The sequence below is a fragment of the Bacillus cereus group sp. BfR-BA-01524 genome (assembly GCF_022662595.1).
Taxonomy (GTDB): Bacteria; Bacillota; Bacilli; order Bacillales; family Bacillaceae_G; genus Bacillus_A; species Bacillus_A thuringiensis_S.
Map to the genome: position 1 here is coordinate 28,985 of NZ_JAKUDW010000006.1, position 21,164 is coordinate 50,148.

The window sequence follows — 21,164 nt, forward strand, 5'->3', positions numbered from 1 at the left end:
CTGTTTTCTGTATTAGAATCAAATTATTATTCTCTATTACTATAAGAGGATAAGAGTGACGATATAGAGTATGTCTGAAATCTAATAAAGTACAGGACGAAAAAAATTGGACAAATTGCCAAGTTACCTTTGAAACAACAGAGCAAACGCGAAAATCGAAAATCTATTTTCAGGTAGAAAATGGTGGAGTTTCGACAAGTGGTATAGCTTGAAAAAGGAGAAACATCTTCTAGTTTTAATCCAATTATAAACAGTAGTCTAGAGAATATGATGGAAAACGGTTGTATTCCAGGATGGATTAGAGGAGATGGTATTAGTTGTAGTTCTAACGGGTTATGAATGAAGGGTTTACGGGCTATTCTTCGCTTGTATTAGAACATAGTCAATAATGGTGGTACAGAAGTTGGATGTTACACTTTAATTTGTAAATGAAAATAAAATATAGACTATGCCCCGAAATTACATGTATCTCGGCTGAACTTTATTGAAGGGGTGAGAGATTTATCTGTAAAAAATCTACAAAACAGAAACCTCTCAAAAATGAGAGGTTTCTGTTTGTTAATTTTAATATCACGCCCTAATCTTTTACATCTTCTCTAAATCCTCTCGAGTTATAAAGCTACCAATACTTACTTTCTTTTCTGTAGTAATGTCTGTATTGAATGCGTGCATCAAAATTTCAGACAGAGGTGTTGAATCTGTATCATACGCATAGCCAAGACTATGATGGTTAAGTACACTATTGGGAGTAACACTGTTCCCCCAAGGTTTCATTGGATCATTTAAATTATGACCTGTTGGCCCTACTTCACTACCAGTTCCAGTAGGATGATACCCTTCATTTGGATTAGCAACCTGCCATTGAGCCCATAGACGATCAACATTTGCATGATGTAAGAAAAAGACAGGATCATTCGGTGAGCTCATCCAATACATAGACCCTTGTATAGCACCAGCTACCCATAAATGTACTTGATTATGAATTCTTCCATCTCCATACCAACCTTCAAGTCGGTTACAAAAACTTGGTTTCGCTACCGTCATACTTGAAGGATTGTTTAAATCCTGGAATGCACGCCAAGGAGAAACATAGTATGGTGTTTCTAATAAGCAATTTTGTACCTCTGAATTTGTTGGAAGATTAATCAATATAGTAGCTCCCGAGCTATTTTTTAAAGTACCCAACTGACGGCGTAATCGAATCTCTTGAGGCTCGTCGGAATGGTGGTCGTCAAAAAGAGTTAGTTTCCAATTATCACCTGTGAATGGGCCTGTTGTGACAGCATAACCTTGATTAGGATCACCATCACCTCCCATAAAATCATTAGTCCATGGACTCCCTGGAACTGACGGATCAGTAGAGCTATTAACTGTCCAATCCCAATAGGGAAGTGTGACAGTAGAATCGATTTGTTGCAAATCTAATTCCAATTGATTTATAAAATATCGATGCCAAGGTAAAAATGCAGGACCTCCATGAGCAGATCCTGGTTTAGTTGATGTTTGATCCATCATTGACATCAAATGCCAATAAACATAATCATCATAGCGACTTGTACTCCCCAAAGAGCTTGGTAAACGACTTGGTCTACGCTTTAATTCTAATAATGCATTAGTAAATGTTAACCTTTCATTATGTGTTAGATTAGCTTGATTTTTTCGGATTCTCATAAATATACCTCTTTTAATTATAATATTTTATAATTTTAGAGTTTCCATTGTACAATTGTTTATCCTCAATTGTTTATTATCAATAACAATATTTAATTTCCCTTTCTTTAAAATAGATTTTAATGTTTGTTTGAAACAAAGTTTAATCAAAGTCAAAATAGTGTTTTATATGAATATTATTAAAAAATCTATTAACATATTTCTACGCATCTTTTTTATAAACATCGTAGCATTATTTTCAAAACACCCCCCATATTGCCATCAATTTGAGAAATGTATTCTTCTCAAAAATGAAAATCGACCTAAGATCCTATGGACAACTATAAAAGGATGAAACTTTCGTTTTGGGGATATTTCAGAAGTTTAGCTTGATGGCTATGTGTCTCTAGCCCAAATTGTTCAATGTAATTAAAACAAATTTTTCTTTTATCACAATTATTGAATTTAAGGAGAGTGGATGCAGATGCATGCTGAAATCAAATTCATTCATCACGTCGGCCATGTAGTCTCCGATATGGAAGCTACACTCGAGCTGTACAGAAAACTGGGATTTGTCTGTTCACCGCCGTCCTATCCGGCGTTGGCCGAAAATGAAGAAGAACTTCCAAAGCCATTCGGAGCAGCCAATTCGCATGTCGATTTTTTAAGCAGCTTCATCGAAATCGTAACGGTTGCCGAGAAAGGCGCGAGGATTCCGATCAATGCCAAACTCGTTCCGTTGCAGGCATCGCCGGATGTGCTCCAAGTAATAATCGGAAAAATTAAACGCACTGTCGATACTATCTCCAGATGTCTATCCCGTTATGAAGGAGCGCATATTCTTTGTTTCGGTACAGAGGATGCCGACCAGACAGCGGACCGTTTCCAACGGAGTGGAATCAGTCATAGCGGCGTTAACACCGTGCAGCGGCCTCTTGAGATGTCCGGGGGAATTCAACTTATTCCCGTGTGCTATTTGGAAATTGACGGGGACAACGTGCGCGAAGGTCGTTTGGCTGCAGCGGAAAGCCCAACCTCAGCCATAATGGAGGAGAAAATATCTCCGAACCATCCGAATGGGGCGACGGATCTAGTCGAATCAATCTTATGCGTAGACGATTCCGAGCTGGACGAAATCACTAGGCGATACGGCCGATACTTGGATTGTGAGGCCCGGACGGATGGAGTAACACACATCTTCGACTTGGAAGGGGCTAGCATCACAATCGTTCCCAGATCGCGGTTGTCAGAGTTGCTACCAGGAGAGATGGCACCCCCGGTGCCGGGATTCGCCGGGTACGCAGTAGCAGTGAGCGACATCTCCCACACCCGAAGTTATCTCGAAGAAAACGGTTTACCGATAGCGAAGACGAACTCGGGCGACATCTTCGTACCAGCGGCCTCAGCGCTTGGCGCTGCTATCGTGTTCAGAAAAGCGTAGCCGCGAAAAGCAAACAATCCGTGTTAAATTGAAACAAAGGTAGATTAAGACTTAAAAAATACTAATTGCCTGTAAGCGTTTTAAAAGATACAAAACAACTGTTTACGGTATAAAAATAGTGCTATCAACAAGAGGGATTTTTCACTTCCCCTTAGGATAGCACTACACTATATTAATATAGCTTAACCATAATAACATGAAGTGTTTAATAGTGGATGCTTTTTATTTAGCAATATAACTGTTGTGTACTTTATATTGTGTTGAACCATTCACTCATACTTTATCGTCAATCGTAAATCCAAGCTCTTCATCTACCGTTCCTGCTATATCTTTATCAGACCAAGAAGCAAACAGCTTCATAGAAACGAAGGTTGTCCACTTTAGAAACAACGCGTTTTCCAATTACAGAACTTGCAGCATAAGTTTGTTCTCCTTGATATTAAATATAAGATGGTTTGTTATAAATCCAATGATTACCACCAAGATTTAACCATTCGCCTTGTTTCCCCCACACTTGATATGATTCACTTTTACTTAATTGACGGATAAATACTGTAATTTGTTGATGACCCATCCAAAACAATCCCAAAAGTGTGTTTGTTGGATGATTTTATGTTTAATGGGGTTCTGCCACACATCCCTTAAGTTGATGGATGTGTGGTGCTATCCCTATTAGTAGTTTATTCAAACTTAAATGTATTATTTATTTAATATTTCAGCTTTTATACAAATAATCTTGGATTTGAGATATTTTTTAAAATGTTGGTAATGATGAGGTTTTATCTTGAAAATCGTTTAAATCTTATGTTTAACCGATTGAATTGAGAACAAGGTCTTCCTATATACAGCAGGAAATACACGGTTCTCTACAGAAAAAGAAATACAAGGTAACATCAAAAAGAGACACTATGCACATTTATCCATACTTTCTGCTATTAACCTCCTAGTCTTGGAGGTAAAAAACAAGCATATCGAGTCTGCATTGATAGTAGTAGGTGGAAAGATTGTCTATGGGACAGATAAAATTCAAAAATTATCACCTTCAGCTCCTAAAGCTAGAACTGGTAGGATACCAATAATTACTTTTGGGGGTATGATAATAAATCGAAAATTAAGCATCAATTAAGTTATATTATGAAGATTATGGTATAGGAAATCCAGGTGTATTAATTCATGTTTAGCCGTGAAGTGGTCGATCTTGGGAATATCAAGTTCCAGCTCTTGTTGAGGCTGGATCAAGCTAAGTTTAATATACCTATTCTTGTTATTCATGGTAATTCAGATGCAACTGTTCCATTTGAATATAGTGGGAAACTAACACCTGAAGCAATTCCTAATTCTAAGGTTGCTTTAATAAAGAGTGGTCTACATGGGTTTAATGCAACGCAGCTATCTTTCTTAATGGACTAATTACAAATGAATAATTGTTAGCTGATAAATTATAAACAATTGATAATTCCATCATGAATTTTCTAATAAATGGAAATAAATAAAGGTGACTAATTTTGAGGAGGTTTTCAATTATGGCAGAAAACCAAGATATGAATTCTTTAGATGAACAAGACGTGAAACGTGAGACATTGACAACACGCCAGGGGCACCCTGTGAAGGATAATCAAAACATCCGAACAATTGGGAATCGTGGTCCAGCAACACTTGAAAATTATCATTTCATCGAAAAAATTTCTCATTTTGATCGAGAAGAAGTTCCAGAGCGTGTAGTACATGCACGAGGAGCTGGAGCATTTGGGTATTTTGAAACCTATGGAAAAGTTGAAGATGAGCCCGTAGAAAAGTACACTCGTGCAAAAGTATTTTCAGGTGCTGGAAAAAAAACACCCTTAATGGTTCGTTTTTCTACAGTAGCTGGAGCAAAGGACTCGCCAGAAACAGCACGGGATCCACGAGGTTTTGCGGTGAAAATGTATACGGAAGATGGTAATTGGGATTTAGTAGGGAATAACTTGAAAATTTTCTTTATTCGTGATGCGATGAAATTCCCTGATATGATTCACGCATTTAAGGTTGATCCGGTTTCGAATGTGCCAAATCCTCAGCGGATGTTTGACTTTGTTTCTCGTACCCCAGAGGCAACACATATGATTACATTTTTGTTTTCTCCATGGGGTATTCCAGCAACATATCGCCATATGCAGGGATCTGGTGTGAACACTTATAAATGGGTAAATGAAAAAGGCGAAGCTGTATTGGTAAAATATCACTGGGAGCCGAAGCAGGGAATTCGAAATTTAACACAAGAAGATGCAAACAGTATTCAAGCAATGAATGTTAGTCATGCAACACAAGATTTATATGAAGCAATTGAACGCAAAGATTATCCAGAGTGGGAGCTATTTGTACAAATTATGGAGGATGGTTATCATCCAGAACTTGATTTTGATCCTCTTGATGATACGAAGCTTTGGCCAGAGGAGCAGTTCCCCTGGTTACCAGTAGGACGTATGGTTCTTGATCGTAATCCAGTTGATTACCATTCAGAGATTGAACAAGCTGCTTTTGGTACAGGAGTACTTGTTGATGGCATGGACTTCTCAGATGATAAAATGCTACAAGGTCGTACTTTCTCTTATTCAGATACTCAACGTTATCGCGTTGGTGCAAACTACCTGCAATTACCTGTAAATGCACCTAAAGCACCTGTTCGTACAAATCAACACCGTGGTCAAATGGATATGCGTAATCCGAAAGAGTCTGGAGAAAATCCGCATATTAACTATGAGCCATCTATGCTGGGTGGTTATAAAGATGCAACACAAGAAAAGCATCATCCACACCAACCAACTTACAATGCGGCTGCTATGAGCGCACCAATTGATCGTCCTAATAATTATGGTCAAGCAGGTCACACATATCGTAGTTTTGAGGAGTGGGAACGAAATGAGTTGGTTAAAAATCTATCCGAAGCACTTGCGGTATGTGACAAAAGAATTCAGCATGCGATGATTGAACACTTCACACAAGCTGATGAGGATTATGGCCGTCGTGTTAAAGAAGGTATTGAAAAGAAAATGAAAGAAGCTAAAAAGGAAAATAAACTTCCAGGCCGCGAAGTAAGTAAATCAAAATATGGCCAAGGTTCATTAGCTGCAAATGAAGCAACAAAAGATGCAGTAAAGAAAAGCCATGAATCCGATCCTTATTAATTGAATTAAGCACAATAGGATGACCTAGAGGTGCTGTAAAAATATTTAGGAAGCCTTTCATACGATTAGTAAAATAGTTGTGTTTAAAAATATGAGGGATATACCGAATATGATATAGAGGATTTATAAATAAAAAAGGGCTAAAATAGCCCTTTTTTATTTGTGTTTTGAAGAGGATTTTTTATATAAAAACAGCATAAAAAGGATTCTACTAGGAATCTCCCTTGTTATTTGGAACATATTCTTTATATTAAGATCCATAAAAAAAGTTCACCTTTTCTGATAATTAATATTAATACATTTTAGGTAATTAATATACGAAAGTGGATTTATATTTCATTAATGGATTCCTTTCCATTTGCATAAATTATTTATTGCAACAGCTTTCGTGTCCGAAATAAGATGTTCCAACAAAGGACAATATAAGTATCTTTATAATGATTTTCCAATATAATCAATATGTTTATGAAAGGAACTCTGTGTTATTTTTGCTTTTCTACTAACTAATACAGCTTCAAACAAAGGACACAATTGCTACATACTAAGTGTGATTTATTACCTATTCAAAATTCTGTCTATTCGATCTTTCTAAAAATAAAAAAAGATTAAACTTATAAATATACAAGCTATAATGAGGGCGTCGAGAAATAATATATTACCTCTAGAGAAAAAATCAAACCTCGATTTGGTTCGAAAATTCTACAAACCTTGTCAGTAATTTTCTAAAATTAGACATACTGATATGATTGCTATACGGAGGGTTGTGGATCAGAAGGGAAGTTTATTCAACTCAAGAAAGAAAGCGCTATCAAACGGATCTTATTTTGAATTGAGCATTCTAATAACTTAGATACAACTGCAATTAAAACTAATAAATTATGGGGTTGCTTATATGAATATAAATGTAGCATCTATTAAAGAAAAAAAGGTTATTAAATACAAAAGTTGTTTTGATGTGATTGGACCCATTATGATAGGTCCTTCAAGTTCACATACTGCAGGTGCATTGGCTATTGGAACAGTTGCTAATAAATTATTTCAAGGTCTTCCAAAAAAAGTTGTAGTAAAGTATTATGAATCATTCGCTGAAACCCATAAAGGTCACGGAACTGATTTTGCAATTATTGCTGGTATATTAGGCTTTGCTGCCGATGACAGTAAAGTGCCAGATGCTATTAAAATTGCAGAATCTAAAGGAATTGACATTACCTTTATTGAAAAATCGGGTGATAGTCCTGCCGGTCATCCAAATACGGCAGATGTATATGTAGAGGATGAAAGTCGCAGTATTAGAACGATGGGTATTTCGGTCGGTGGTGGATTGATTGAAGTCAAACATGTTGAAATTGATGGATTTAGCTTAGATCTGCAGGGCCCATTACCAGTTGTTATTGCGATTTCAGAAAGAGCTGACTTTGAATTTGTCTTACGCAGGATCTTTAAACAATATGATGTGGAAATTAACAACTTTCATAGTTTGGAAGATAAAACAAAATATTTATATTCATTCGCTTTAGATTCGCTATTGCCTGGTAATGCTCAGAAGGAATTAGGAAATTTCAGTAATATAGCTAATCTTATTATTCTTTAATTACATTAAGGAGTGAAAAATATGTATATGGCCATAAAAGAAATTGTGGTTGCAGCTAATAAAAGCCAAAAGCCAATTTATGAATTAGCAATCGAACAGGAAATCGAACAAACTAAAACTTCTTATGAAGAAGTTTGGAGTAAAATGGAACGAAATTTAACGACTATGCAAAATGCTATAAATAAAAGTATTGAGGGTGACGGTGTATTTTCTCCAACCGGTTTAACCGGAGGTGATGCTGTTAAAATTAAAAACTATCGAGAAAATAGGAAAGCTCTTTCTGGAAATTTGATGGTGTTAGCGATCCAAAGTGCTATCGGTGTTAATGAAGTAAATGCTGCATTAGGAGCTATTTGTGCAACTCCAACAGCAGGTGCGAGTGGGACAATTCCAGGGGTCTTATTTAGTATTAAAGATACGTTGCAGTTAAGTCATGAAGATATGATTCATTTTCTATTCACTTCAGCGTTATTTGGAACTATAGTCGCAAACAACGCTTGTATTTCAGGAGCGTACGGAGGATGTCAAGCTGAAGTAGGAAGTGCCTCAGCGATGGCGGCTGCAGCTGCGGTAGAAGCTGCGGGTGGAACGCCACAGCAATCTTCTGAAGCTTTTTCGACTGCATTACAAAATTTACTCGGTTTAGTTTGTGATCCGGTCGCTGGTTTGGTAGAAATTCCTTGTGTAAAGAGAAACGCCATTGGAGCGACAAATGCTTTAGCAGCAGCGGACATCGCATTAGCTGGCGTAAACAATATCATCAATGCTGACGAAGTTATTGAAGCGATGTATAGAGTTGGAAGACAGATGCCTCGCGAATTAAGAGAGACAGGTTTAGGTGGAATTGCGGCTACACCTACAGGGATTGCCATTAAAAATAAAATCTTTGGGGAGAAACAATCCAATTAATAAACAGCTATCGATTATATTGTGAAACATTTAACATTTTATACTCTATTGTTCGCTTAAGGATGCCTGTATGTTGGGGGAATTATCAATAAAATATACTACTATATAATTAAAATGTTTTGTAAGTGGTAACAAACCCTTCAGGTTGATGCTACGCTAATTTTTTAATTTTGATTAATTTAGAAGAGGGATATTCGTTGTGGTGCACTATATAAGCAATTTATTTTTCAAGAACGGTCTTTATTCCTATTCCTTAAATAGAGAATTGAGAATAGGACACAAGGAGGAATTATTATATGAATGGGAATACTGCAAAAAACATAGAATTTCAAGCTGATAATACTGCAGTAAAAAATGAGAATTATCTAGACCCTAAAAAGTGGCATAAACAGGATACTACCTGGGCATTGAGCCTTTTTGGAACAGCAATTGGAGCAGGGGTACTTTTTTTACCGATTAATGCAGGTTCAGGTGGTTTATTATCATTGCTGTTAATTACCATACTTGCCTATCCTGTTATGTATTATTCACATAGAGCGCTTGCTAAAATGATTTACGCTTCAAACTCTGCTGATGAGGGGATTACAGGTACTATAAGAGAGTATTTTGGAAATAAGGCAAGTATCATTTTTAACATTGTATATTTTGTCTCCATTTATACGATCGTGCTGATGTACTCGGTCGCACTTACAAATACCGCTAGTAGTTTTATCGTGCATCAATTGCACATGCCGGAGCCTCCAAGGGCCATTTTATCGCTTGTCTTAGTACTCGGTCTTATCGCTATACTAAATTTTGGTCAAGATATAACTGTAAAGATCATGAGCATGCTAGTGTATCCATTCATAGTTTCTCTACTTTTTATCGCAATATCTTTGATTCCACAGTGGAATACGTCAATGCTTAGTTTTACAAGTGTTCCTACTGCCTCAGCAGGAACAGGATATTTAGGAATGATATGGATGATACTTCCAATTATCGTATTCTCGTTTAATCATTCACCTATGATTTCGTCATTTGTTATGAAACAGAGAGCTACGTATGGAATAGAAGCTACTGATGCTAAGTGTGCTCAAATACAAAAAGTTTGTTATATCATGACATTTGCTGTTGTTATGTTCTTTGTTTGGAGCAGTACCTTAAGTTTGACTCCAGATGATCTTAAGGTAGCAAAAGAACAGAACTTGTCAATCCTATCATATCTTGCTAATGAGCTTAATTCGCCAGTAATCACTATTGCAGCTCCTATCATTGCCTTTGTGGCTATTACAAAGTCTTTCCTTGGCCATTATATAGGAGCGTATGAGGTAATGCGTGACATGATTATCAAGTCCGGTAAAAAACGTGGGAAAGATATAGGAGAAAAAACAGTTAAGACAATGATTCTTACTTTTGTCGTATTAACATGCTGGTATGTTGCTTATACAAATCCAAGTATTCTTGGAATCATTGATGCCCTTAGTGGTCCGCTAGTTGCTGCTATCTTATGTCTATTACCAATGTATGCAATTCGTAAAGTGCCTGTACTAGCTAAATATAGAGGTAAGATGAGCAATGTATTTGTCATTATAATAGGTATACTTACTGTACTAGCAAGTATTAAGTCACTATTCTAATCCACTATTGTTAGTATTAATGCAAAAATCGTGGGATATGAGAAAAGAAAGATTCTTGTCGGAACTGAGTTTTATAGTGTTGAACCAAAGTGGTCACGGTTTTGGGCAAACTTTTCATCTTGGAGAGTTTGTCTTTTTTTTGATTATGTGCATAACTTTTTTACTAGCTATATGAAGTTCTTTGATAACTTGATATAGGAGGTGGGGGGGAGAAAATAGAGTGCGAAAACCGTGCCATTCGGTTCCTGCGTAAAATATCAATCGTACCAAGAGAGCGTCCAAGCGTCGGACATTTAGGAGGATACACCCCGAAGTTACGCTCAAAGTGTTGAAAGGCTACCTTTGTCACGGAATTAAGAGGCTTCTACTTTAAGCTTTATGAAGTGGCGAGTAGATTACTTTAAAAGTGGTCACCTTAATAATTAATTTCTCCAAAAGAGCATTCACACTTAAATAGAAAATAGTAAATAAAAACTTCATACGAACCACACATTAACTCCATTAATAGCACAAACTAAAGTTGTATAATTCAATTAATATATTTAATGGTAAACATTCAAACATACTAATATTATGTAATAAGGAAGTTACACTACAACAGAAAAAAACAAATAAGGGAGAGAATATACTATGACGAGATTTGTAAATCACAACGTAGAGAACACAATTTTAGAAGAGGATGTAGAGCTTTTAAAAGTTATGGCACACCCAATGCGTTTAAAACTGATCAGTGAGCTTTCTAAACATAAAACACTAAATGTAACCCAAATGACCGAAATTTTAAACATTCCACAATCAACAGTATCCCAACATTTATCTAAAATGAGAGGGAAGGTTTTAAAGGGAAATCGTCAGGGGTTAGAAATTTACTACAGCATTAAAAATCCAAAAGCTGAAGAAATTATGGGGTTATTAGGACCAATTCAATAGTTTTTATATTTCTATTCATTACCAATGTCACATAATACAAGTAAGATAACCATGAAACAGATATCAAAAAGATAGAAAATGATTATTGTGCTATTTTCTTGCTGTTTAATAAATTGAAAGACACCTTAAATTAAGGTGTCTTTTTAATTACACATAAAACGAAGGATTAGATTAGCCAAACGCTATAAAATCTATGGGAGTATTAATTAGATAGTATATAGATATAGAGTCAATAGAATATAATTCTTGAAAAATTCGATATTTATTATTTTTAAGAATTATACATTTTTATATATTTTAAAAATAAATATCGTATATTTCAAATTAATATTATACAATATATCAATTGAATTATATATAAGAATGGAGAGTTTTAATTGGAATTATTAAGAAACAGTAGGGTTGGTACAAAACTAAACATATTAATAGCTATATCAAGTATCGCTTGTATAGTATTATCCCTAATAGGTTTTTCGGGACTAGAAAAAGGAAAGAATGCTTCCTCTAATATGTATGAGGACAGCTTATTGCCTATTGAATGGATAGGAATTGTAGAATCTAACTTTTATCATGTTAATATGAATTTTATGGAAATAATGGTGTCCAAAGATGAAAAAAGAATGAACGATTTAATAAAAGAAATGGATGGAATTCGAAAGGAAAACGATCAGTTATTAAAGCAGTTTGAAACTAAAGTGATTTCTAATAAAGAAAAAGAACTATATAGCAAATTTCATGAAGCGTTTAATGAATTAAGAACTCTGATGAAAAAAGCGCAAGAATTAGGGAAATCCAATAATGAGGAAGCATATGCCTATTATCTAAAAGAAATTGAACCTAATATGCAAAAAACAATTCAGTCAATTCGTGAACTAATTATATATAACAGCAACAATGCAAACCAGTTACAGAAAGTTAATAATAATAGTGCTCAAAATACAATGATAATGTTTGTGGTTATATCAATTTTAGCAATTGTCATAGTTATATTTATTGGATATATTATTAGATTTACTATACGAAAACCGCTTATTTTATTACAAAATGATATGGAAAAAGTAGCTGCAGGTGATTTAACAATACGTACGTCTTATAAAGCAAATAATGAGTTAGGAATTATTGTACAGTCTTTCAATAGTATGTTAGATAACCTACAACAATTAATTGCGAATGTTAAGGTGACAACACAAGAAGTGATTTCTTCTACGGAGGGGGTTTTACAAGACACAAAGCGAGCATCTAATATTTCAAATGAGATTGTTCAGACCATTTCTGAAGTAAAAGAAAAAATAGCAGGACAGGTAACTAGCATTCAAGAGAGTTCATCCTCAATGGAAGAAATAACAATTGGTGTGCAAACAGTAGCTGAATCTTCAGCAGTAGTTGCTGAAGTAGCAGTAACAACCACAGAACAAATACATACCGGTAGTGAAGTGATAAAGCACTCTATTCTTCAAATGAACAGTGTGCATGATGTTGTCGAGGAAACATCAAAAGTAATAGATAGACTTGTTACACGTACACAACAGATTGATACAGCTCTGGATGCAATCACTAATATTGCTGAGCAAACGAATCTTCTTGCTCTAAATGCTGCTATTGAAGCGGCACGTGCTGGAGAGAATGGGAAAGGATTTGCAGTGGTTGCAGCAGAAGTGAGAGATTTAGCTGAAAAGTCTAAAGAGTCCGCAAATGAAATTAACCATTTAATTAAATCTATTCAACAAGATACTCAAGATACAGTTCAAGTCATGCAAAAAGGAGAACAAAAGGCAGCAGAAGGAAAAGAAGCGGCCCACAAAGCGGATCAAACATTCTCATCTATTATGAGAGATATTGATAAAATTACAAGTCAAATTCAAGAAGTCTCTGCAGCAACAGAAGAGATGTCTGCCGGCACAGAAGAAGTAAATGCGTCTCTTTCACTAGTATCTGATACTGCAACACAAGTAGAAAGAGAAACAATTCAAACAGTACAATCAATTCAATCACAAGCAGTTTCAATCAAAGAAATTTCAATTCAATCCAACAGGATGAAAGAAAAGGTAGAAGCATTAACTGAATTGCTTTCAAGATTTATTATTACGGAACAAGAAAAAAATTAATAAATGTGGATACAGTAACAATAATATATTCTTATTTTTATCAAAGTGAAAATTTTTGTAGAATAGATGGGATGGAAGGGAATTAAATGAATAACGAACTAAAGTATAATATTTACGAATTACAGCAATTCATTCAAAAAACTTATTCTGATATTAAAACAGCATGTGATATTGCTATTTATCAAGAAAACAATTCTAAATATCTAATTTCATTAGGATTTTTAAATAAATCATATATAACTTATTTAGAAGCTAAAAGATTTTATCGTGAAAATGAAGAACTTGCAAGTGTAGAATTTGATAATTTCTTTGATGTGTATGATAAATTAGAACACGAATTAAAACGAGTTATTTCAAGAGAAGATAAAAATCCTTCATTACTACATAGTAGACTTAGTCAGTTTCAGCAGAAAGTTGAAAATATAAATGACCTAATAAAAGTAATACAAAATGCTCGTTAATGAATGTTTTTTCTTTGTTATATAGAAAGTAAACATCAAAAACATTTTAGAAAGAATCCGTTTTGTAAATCCATTTTAAAAACGGTGTGCAAATTGGCTAAAAATCCATTTACCGATACTTTTTATGAGAGAGCACTTACAGGGAGTGCTCTCTTTTTATGGATTATGTTGGAAAGTAAAAAATACTTAAACTAATAATTAATATAAATCCATATTATTAAGTTAAAGTGGTTATCAAATCTGAGGAAGACTCCCTAAGGTGCCTTAAATTAGTAAAGCGCAGTATCCCCCTTTTTTATTTATTCATTTAAATCTTAATATATTAATGATAAGATTGAAAATGTTATAATTAGTAAAGATTTCTAATAATTAGATTGGGGGGGATACAATATTATGGGTTATAAGTTTCGTAGAATTATCCAAGTTTCTCCGGGTGTGAAAATTAACTTTACATACACTGATTCGGGAGGAAGAACCGTTCCGCCTGAATCAAGAGTAACAACTTATGTACCTGGCACTGGAATCTCGTATACACCACGAATAGCAGAGTCAAATAACTATTATAAACAACGAGGATTTCAAAGACCAAACACTTCCTATCCCACTATGAATGAACAAGATTACAATACGATAAAAGTATTTGAGCCGGTAAGAGAAACCAATACTTACCTTGTTACTGCTTTTCGTAAGAAGGATAATCAAGTAAACTCCGTGGGTAGAAAACTAATGAAACCACTTTCCATGATTACAGGCGTTTTTGCAGGACTATTCTTACTGATGATGCTTGTTATACCTGCTCTATTCCTGGCAGTCATATCTTTCCTATGCTATAAAAATATAAAAACACCATTTGCAGTTGTATGCCCAGAATGTGATGCTGAGAATCTATTCATTTTTGAAGAAGAGAAAATTACTTGTCGTAAATGTGAGAGCAATCTTATTATACAAAAATAAAAGACGTTCATTTGAGCGTCTTTTATTTTTGTTTGGACTTTTATTTTCAAAATTATAAAATTAGCATCAATTCTTTTGTGAATATAATTATCTCAATCTCGCTTAAAATGTCCATATTCTTAAATTCTTTGAGTTGATAGTTTTTAGCTATGCACATCTATAATGTAGTCTTAGAAATTTCAGAAAATCAAATTCATATATACTTTTTGTGCACGCTGACGATGTGCATAATTCCCTAAAATTTGTTATTCTAGTTGCATAATATATAATTTATATTCTTAATATATTATTATAATGATGTTTTTCTATGAATGGAAGGGGATATATTATGTTAACTGAGTTACAAAAGAAGTTTTTCTCAAAATTGAGAATTCAACCAAAAGAAAATGTGGAATTTGAAGATTTGCATACAATTCTTTTACAGATGGGGCACTTATTACCGTATGAAAACATAGATGTCATGGAAGGAAACATGCAAGATTTTTCTAGAAATAATATTGAAGAAAAACTGCTTTTAAAGAATCGTGGTGGATTATGCTATGAGATTAATTCTTTATTATATTATTTTTTATGTGATTGTGGATTTAATGTGTATCGAGTAGCTGGAACTCTATATGATCCGAAAATAAGAAAATGGAATCCTGATGATGGCCATGTACTCATCGTTTTACAGCACAAAAATGAAAACTATATAATAGATGCTGGTTTTGCATCGTATCTTCCTTTACAACCTGTTCCTTTTCATGGTGACAGTGTAACTTCTGTGACGGGAGAATATCGTGTTCGTAAAAAAAACACAGAGAAAGGGACTCACGTATTTGAAATGAAGAAAGGAAAAAATGGAGAAACTTCCCATTTTCTGGATTCTGATCTTACTGATACCTGGTCTATTGGTTATGCTTTTTATTTAAATGCAATTAATGAAAAAAAAGTGAATGCTATACAAAATATGGTTATAGAGCATCCGGAATCGCCAGTAAATAAGGGGAATATTATTTGTAAATTGATTGATCATGGTCATATTGCACTTACTAAACAAAGCTTTACAGAAACCCAACATGGAAATAAATCTAAAAAAGAAATAACAGAGAAACAATATTATCAAATACTTAAAGATAAGTTTAATATTTTTTAGACAAATTTTATTTCTCTCCATCTCTATTCATTAATGGAGAGAAAAGGTTCTTATAAAAAGAACTTAATATCTGATCAGTTGTTAAATCATCATTTTAAATATATAATTGAATTTCAAAAATATGTGATTTAAATCACATATTTTTTTTGAAATCATTTATTATTTGAGGTGTATAGAATGGGGAAATCTCGCGAACAAACAATTGAAAATATTTTAGAAGCAGCTAAGAAAAAATTTGGAGAGAGTGGATATGATGGTACAAGTATCCAAGAAATTGCGAAAGAAGCAAAGGTGAATGTTGCTATGGCTTCGTATTACTTTAACGGAAAAGAGAACCTTTACTTAGAGGTATTTAAAAAATATGGTTTTGCAAAAAAACTACCAAATTTTCTTGAAGAAACGCAACATAATCCTAAAACTGCTCTAAGACAATATTTGAATTTCTTTATTACACATATAAAACAACATCCTGAAATTGGAACGCTTGCATATGAGGCAATTATCAAAGAAAGTTCACAATTGGAAAAAATAAAACCATATATTATTGGGAATTTTGGATAATTAAAAGAAATCTTATTGGAAGGGAAAGAGCAAGGGGTTTTTCATTTCTTTTCAACAAACCATGCGATTTATTGGATTACCTCCATAGTCTTATTTCCGAAATTTAAAAAGTTTATTGATTCGATGAATCAAAGTGATTCCGACGATATGCAAACAGAGTGGATAACAGATGATCTTGTAAACAGAATTATTTCTTCATTAATACATAATCCTACATTATAAAATATCCCTTATTTAAAAATGAATCTACAACTGATTCAATTTCCCGATTCATGAAATTACTAAAAAATATTTGCAGTTATACCCATCGGTATTTCACATCCTTAAATAATTGTAAGTGTCATTATTTAGAATGTATCGGTATAAAAGTACATAATTCTTTTTTTAGATGATAAAAAATTTAAAACTGCTAATACCCTATGTATGTGTTGAATAGGATTAGTTACGTTATAATTTGTAAGTTTATAAATTACATAGGTAGAATTTTTAAACATTTTACATTTCTAAATAAAGTTAAAAATCAACACTCACCCACACCTACAGAGGTATTGGTAAGTGTTGATTTTTTAATTTTTTTGAGTAAGTGACTAAGACTTTTATGTCATAGGTTGACTCTTAATGTAGTATTTATATTGTAAAATTGTGTATACAAACATGTGGTATTATCTCGCTATATAGATATTTAATTAGGTATATTTATATTTGATGAATTATAACTATTATCTTCAAATATCTAGCGAGATCTTACTAGAGATATTAGTTTCGTATAACGAATATGTAAATCCCAAACAAAAAAATTTAATTAATTCATATGAAAGGATGGGGAAAAGAAAGTAATTCAATAATGTTACTTTCTGAATTATATTATTTATAAATACATTTAATATAATATAAAATATTACATATTTAAATAATTGATGTATGCGAAATGTTATATTATGTGATGGAATATATAATTGGAGGAAACATCATGAACAAGAATTTAAAATTTACTCAAATGATGATTGGGATTAGTACGGTGGCATTATCATTTGGAAGTATTCAAACACAGGTATCAGCAGAAGAAAAAGTACCCTATAATATCTTACAGATGAAACCCATTGGGACAGAAACTTCAAAAGATGAAATGGTACATGCTACAAAAACTGACGAAACATTGACTTTTGAAGAGCGTTTAAAAGTAGGCGATTTTTCACAACATCCTACTCTGGTTATGAAACGTGATGAAATTCAATTAAAGCAAAGCTACTCTCTGGCAGAACTGAATAAAATGCCTGATAACGAACTCATTGATACACTCTCAAAAATTTCTTGGAATCAAATTACTGATTTATTTCAATTAAATCAAGATACGAAAGCTTTTTATCAGAATAAAGAACGTATGAACGTTATCATTGATGAATTAGGAAAGCGAGGAAAGGTGTTCACGAAAGAGGACTCAAAGGGAATTGAAACATTTGTTGAAGTATTACGTTCTGCTTTTTATGTGGGATATTATAATAATGAGTTAAATTACTTAAAAGATCGAAGCTTTCATGACAAGTGTTTACCAGCATTAAAAGCACTTGCAAAAAATCCAAACTTTACATTAGGTACATCCGAGCAAGATAGAGTAGTTGCTGCGTATGGAAAATTAATTGGTAATGCTTCTAGTGATACTGAAACAGTACAGTATGCGGTAAATATTTTAAAACAGTATAATGATAACCTTTCTACGTATGTAAGTGATTATGCGAAAGGACAAGCTGTATATGAAATTGTAAAAGGAATTGATTATGATATACAGTCTTATTTACAGGATACGAATAAGAAACCTAATGAAACAATGTGGTATGGAAAGATTGATAACTTTATAAATGAGGTTAGTAGAATTGCTCTCGTGGGGAATATAACAAATGAAAATAGTTGGTTAATTAATAATGGCATTTATTATGCAGGGCGTTTAGGGAAATTTCATAGTAATCCAAACAAAGGATTGGAAGTTATTACACAAGCGATGAACTTGTATCCTCGTTTAAGTGGAGCTTATTTTGTAGCAGTAGAACAAATGAAAACAAACTATGGAGGAAAAGATTATAGTGGAAATACAGTAGATTTACAGAAAATACGTGAAGAAGGGAAACAACAATACTTACCTAAAACATACACATTTGATGACGGATCTATTGTCTTTAAGACGGGAGATAAAGTAACAGAAGAAAAAATTAAGAGATTATATTGGGCAGCCAAGGAAGTAAAAGCACAATATCACCGTGTAATTGGAAATGATAAAGCACTAGAACCGGGTAATGCTGATGATGTACTAACAATAGTAATTTATAATAATCCAGATGAATATCAATTAAATAGACAATTATATGGATATGAAACAAACAACGGTGGAATTTATATTGAAGAGAAGGGGACTTTCTTTACATATGAGCGTACGCCAAAGCAGAGTATTTATAGTTTAGAAGAGTTGTTCCGTCATGAATTCACTCACTATTTACAAGGAAGGTATGAGGTTCCTGGTTTATTTGGAAGCGGAGAAATGTATCAAAATGAACGATTAACTTGGTTCCAAGAAGGGAATGCAGAATTTTTTGCAGGATCTACACGTACAAATAATGTTGTTCCCCGTAAAAGTATGATAAGTGGCTTATCATCTGATCCAGCAAGCCGTTATACAGCAAAGCAAACTTTGTTCTCAAAATATGGATCATGGGACTTTTATAAGTATTCCTTTGCACTACAGTCATATTTGTATAATCATCAATTTGAAACATTTGATAAGCTTCAAGATTTAATCCGTGCAAACGATGTGAAAAATTATGACTCGTATCGTGAATCATTAAGCAACAATACACAATTGAATGCAGAATATCAAGCGTATATGCAGCAGTTGATTGATAATCAAGATAAATATAATGTACCGCAAGTAACAAATGATTATTTAATTCAACACGCACCGAAGCCGTTAGCTGAAGTGAAAAACGAAATTGTGGATGTAGCAAATATAAAAGATGCACAAATTACAAAATATGAGTCGCAATTCTTTAATACATTTATTGTGGAAGGCAAGTACACAGGTGGTACATCAAAAGGTGAGTCTGAAGATTGGAAAGCGATGAGTAAACAAGTAAACCAAACTTTAGAGCAGTTATCCCAAAAAGGGTGGAGCGGCTATAAAACAGTTACAGCCTATTTTGTAAACTATCGTGTGAATGCAGCTAATCAGTTTGAATATGATATTGTTTTCCATGGTGTTGCGACAGAGGAAAAAGAAAAAACGACTACTATTGTAAATATGAATGGACCATACAGCGGGATAGTAAATGAAGAAATTCAATTCCATAGCGATGGTACAACAAGTGAAAATGGAAAAGTTATTTCTTATCTATGGAACTTTGGGGATGGTTCAACAAGTACAAAAGCGAATCCTATCCACGTATATGGAGAAAAAGGAACATATACTGTGGAACTAACTGTGAAAGATAGTAGAGGAAAAGAAAGTAAAGAACAGACAAAAGTTACTGTAAAACAAGATCCGCAAACAGGCGGGTCCCTTGAAGAAGAGAAGGTACTCCCATTTAATACGCTTGTAAAAGGAAATCTGGTTACTCCTGATCAAACAGATGTTTATACGTTTAATGTTACAGATCCAAAAGAAGTAGATATTTCTGTGGTAAATGAACAAAATATTGGGATGACATGGGTACTTTATCATGAATCAGACATGCAAAATTACGTAGCTTGTGGTGAAGATGAAGGAAATACTATAAAGGGGAAATTCGTAGCGAAACCAGGGAAATATTATTTAAATGTATATAAATTCGATGATAAAAACGGTGAATATTCATTATTAGTAAAATAAAATTTTTTTCCGATATGTATACGAGAGTTGTATTTTAGGAGGAGTCTGTCACGATAGGCTCCTCCTACTTTTTATTTACATATTAGAACCATTAAGAATAGAAAAAACCCGTGTTTGAAAAAAGTTTAATTATTTCCTATCTGCATTACTATAATATCAGACTCTTTTCTTTAATAAGTCTAAAAGATTCAAGTGCTTACAGGGAATACTTAGCTAACTGTTCACCCCAAGATGATAATTCAGTTTCAATAAATCCTGCTTTTTTATATACAAATTTAGCTGTATGGTTTTCAGGAGCATATCCAATCATTATTATAGAAATGTTTGCGTTATTATTTCTTCTTATCTCATCAATTACCAGATATATAGCTTGTTTACCTATACCTTTTCCTTGAAAATTTTCATCAATCATAAGTCTATAAATCCAATAATTATTATCATCAGGATCTATCCCAAACATAGTAAATCCTATCATTTTTTCATCAAGATAAATACCGTTGGCATAGAAATTATCTAGAAATTGAACTTCTGCTATAGAATAAAGGTTGGATGTAATAAATGTTTGTTGTTCTTCTTTAACAGATAGTCTTATTGCTTCTTCCCAATTACTTTTGTCAATAGCCTTTAAATAAATTTTCTTCAATCTACTACTCTCCTTCCAATATTGAAGAGGAAGCACGTAGTTTATGGGCTAATGATACGTTATCCTCTTGTTTTTTTGCCCAATCAAATAGAAATATTTTCTTATCGACAACGCCTCATTAAAGGTACAATTCTAAACACATTATTATAAT

Annotated in this window: 13 protein-coding genes and 4 pseudogenes; 14 read left to right on the top strand and 3 right to left on the bottom strand. The window is 33.5% G+C overall.

Annotation, left to right across the window (positions count from 1 at the left end):
• Positions 1–83 precede the first annotated feature (83 nt).
• Positions 84–386 (top strand): annotated as a pseudogene (locus MR170_RS32660) (hypothetical protein); the annotation flags it as partial.
• 199 nt (positions 387–585) lie between these two features.
• Here the strand turns inward: MR170_RS32660 and MR170_RS03255 are convergent.
• Positions 586–1,671 (bottom strand): tyrosinase family protein, encoded by a 1,086-nt coding sequence (locus tag MR170_RS03255; protein ID WP_242307178.1) that lies wholly within the window; start codon positions 1,669–1,671, stop codon positions 586–588.
• Between the two features lie 463 nt (positions 1,672–2,134).
• Between MR170_RS03255 and MR170_RS03260 the strand changes: the two genes are divergently transcribed.
• The gene (locus MR170_RS03260) at positions 2,135–3,091 is read left to right on the top strand and encodes a VOC family protein (RefSeq protein ID WP_242307179.1); all 957 of its coding nucleotides are present in this window, start codon (positions 2,135–2,137) and stop codon (positions 3,089–3,091) included.
• A 276-nt stretch (positions 3,092–3,367) separates the two neighbouring features.
• Here the strand turns inward: MR170_RS03260 and MR170_RS03265 are convergent.
• A pseudogene (locus MR170_RS03265) lies at positions 3,368–3,663 on the bottom strand (N-acetylmuramoyl-L-alanine amidase); the annotation flags it as partial.
• Between the two features lie 655 nt (positions 3,664–4,318).
• Between MR170_RS03265 and MR170_RS03270 the strand changes: the two are divergent.
• From MR170_RS03270 to colA, 12 genes and pseudogenes are all read left to right on the top strand, one after another.
• Positions 4,319–4,501 (top strand): annotated as a pseudogene (locus MR170_RS03270) (alpha/beta hydrolase); the annotation flags it as partial.
• A gap of 113 nt (positions 4,502–4,614) precedes the next feature.
• Positions 4,615–6,255, top strand: coding sequence for a catalase (locus MR170_RS03275; protein ID WP_242307181.1), 1,641 nt, complete (start codon positions 4,615–4,617; stop codon positions 6,253–6,255).
• Positions 6,256–7,147: 892 nt separating this feature from the next.
• The gene (gene sdaAB, locus MR170_RS03280; RefSeq protein ID WP_242307182.1) at positions 7,148–7,846 is read left to right on the top strand and encodes an L-serine ammonia-lyase, iron-sulfur-dependent subunit beta; all 699 of its coding nucleotides are present in this window, start codon (positions 7,148–7,150) and stop codon (positions 7,844–7,846) included.
• A gap of 21 nt (positions 7,847–7,867) precedes the next feature.
• Positions 7,868–8,755, top strand: a complete 888-nt coding sequence (gene sdaAA / locus MR170_RS03285; protein WP_000281790.1) for an L-serine ammonia-lyase, iron-sulfur-dependent, subunit alpha — start codon at positions 7,868–7,870, stop codon at positions 8,753–8,755.
• Positions 8,756–9,051: 296 nt separating this feature from the next.
• Complete coding sequence (locus tag MR170_RS03290) at positions 9,052–10,371, top strand: aromatic amino acid transport family protein (protein WP_242307183.1); 1,320 nt, start codon at positions 9,052–9,054, stop codon at positions 10,369–10,371.
• Between the two features lie 630 nt (positions 10,372–11,001).
• Positions 11,002–11,301 carry a transcriptional repressor PagR gene (gene pagR, locus MR170_RS03295; RefSeq protein WP_000196664.1) on the top strand — a complete coding sequence of 100 codons (300 nt, stop codon included), beginning with the start codon at positions 11,002–11,004 and terminating at the stop codon, positions 11,299–11,301.
• A 377-nt stretch (positions 11,302–11,678) separates the two neighbouring features.
• Positions 11,679–13,406, top strand: a complete 1,728-nt coding sequence (locus MR170_RS03300) for a methyl-accepting chemotaxis protein (RefSeq protein ID WP_088021389.1) — start codon at positions 11,679–11,681, stop codon at positions 13,404–13,406.
• 86 nt (positions 13,407–13,492) lie between these two features.
• Complete coding sequence (locus MR170_RS03305; protein WP_063550048.1) at positions 13,493–13,867, top strand: hypothetical protein; 375 nt, start codon at positions 13,493–13,495, stop codon at positions 13,865–13,867.
• Positions 13,868–14,260: 393 nt separating this feature from the next.
• Positions 14,261–14,821 (top strand): DUF4236 domain-containing protein, encoded by a 561-nt coding sequence (locus MR170_RS03310; RefSeq protein ID WP_242307185.1) that lies wholly within the window; start codon positions 14,261–14,263, stop codon positions 14,819–14,821.
• Positions 14,822–15,149: 328 nt separating this feature from the next.
• Positions 15,150–15,956, top strand: a complete 807-nt coding sequence (locus tag MR170_RS03315) for an arylamine N-acetyltransferase family protein (protein WP_098639979.1) — start codon at positions 15,150–15,152, stop codon at positions 15,954–15,956.
• Between the two features lie 177 nt (positions 15,957–16,133).
• A pseudogene (locus tag MR170_RS03320) lies at positions 16,134–16,739 on the top strand (TetR/AcrR family transcriptional regulator).
• Between the two features lie 748 nt (positions 16,740–17,487).
• On the top strand, positions 17,488–20,370 hold the full coding sequence (gene colA / locus MR170_RS03325; protein ID WP_242307187.1) for a collagenase ColA: 2,883 nt from the start codon (positions 17,488–17,490) through the stop codon (positions 20,368–20,370).
• A gap of 196 nt (positions 20,371–20,566) precedes the next feature.
• Here the strand turns inward: colA and MR170_RS03330 are convergent, their stop codons facing one another.
• Positions 20,567–21,013, bottom strand: a complete 447-nt coding sequence (locus MR170_RS03330; protein ID WP_242307188.1) for a GNAT family N-acetyltransferase — start codon at positions 21,011–21,013, stop codon at positions 20,567–20,569.
• Positions 21,014–21,164 lie beyond the last annotated feature (151 nt).

Excerpts from the sequence above, each read along its gene's own strand:
- MR170_RS03255 (WP_242307178.1), bottom strand. The coding sequence starts at position 1,671 with ATGAGAATCCGAAAAAATCAAGCTAATCTAACACATAATGAAAGGTTA.
- MR170_RS03260 (WP_242307179.1), top strand. The coding sequence starts at position 2,135 with ATGCATGCTGAAATCAAATTCATTCATCACGTCGGCCATGTAGTCTCC.
- MR170_RS03275 (WP_242307181.1), top strand. The coding sequence starts at position 4,615 with ATGGCAGAAAACCAAGATATGAATTCTTTAGATGAACAAGACGTGAAA.
- sdaAB (WP_242307182.1), top strand. The coding sequence starts at position 7,148 with ATGAATATAAATGTAGCATCTATTAAAGAAAAAAAGGTTATTAAATAC.
- sdaAA (WP_000281790.1), top strand. The coding sequence starts at position 7,868 with ATGTATATGGCCATAAAAGAAATTGTGGTTGCAGCTAATAAAAGCCAA.
- MR170_RS03290 (WP_242307183.1), top strand. The coding sequence starts at position 9,052 with ATGAATGGGAATACTGCAAAAAACATAGAATTTCAAGCTGATAATACT.
- pagR (WP_000196664.1), top strand. The coding sequence starts at position 11,002 with ATGACGAGATTTGTAAATCACAACGTAGAGAACACAATTTTAGAAGAG.
- MR170_RS03305 (WP_063550048.1), top strand. The coding sequence starts at position 13,493 with ATGAATAACGAACTAAAGTATAATATTTACGAATTACAGCAATTCATT.
- MR170_RS03310 (WP_242307185.1), top strand. The coding sequence starts at position 14,261 with ATGGGTTATAAGTTTCGTAGAATTATCCAAGTTTCTCCGGGTGTGAAA.
- MR170_RS03315 (WP_098639979.1), top strand. The coding sequence starts at position 15,150 with ATGTTAACTGAGTTACAAAAGAAGTTTTTCTCAAAATTGAGAATTCAA.
- colA (WP_242307187.1), top strand. The coding sequence starts at position 17,488 with ATGAACAAGAATTTAAAATTTACTCAAATGATGATTGGGATTAGTACG.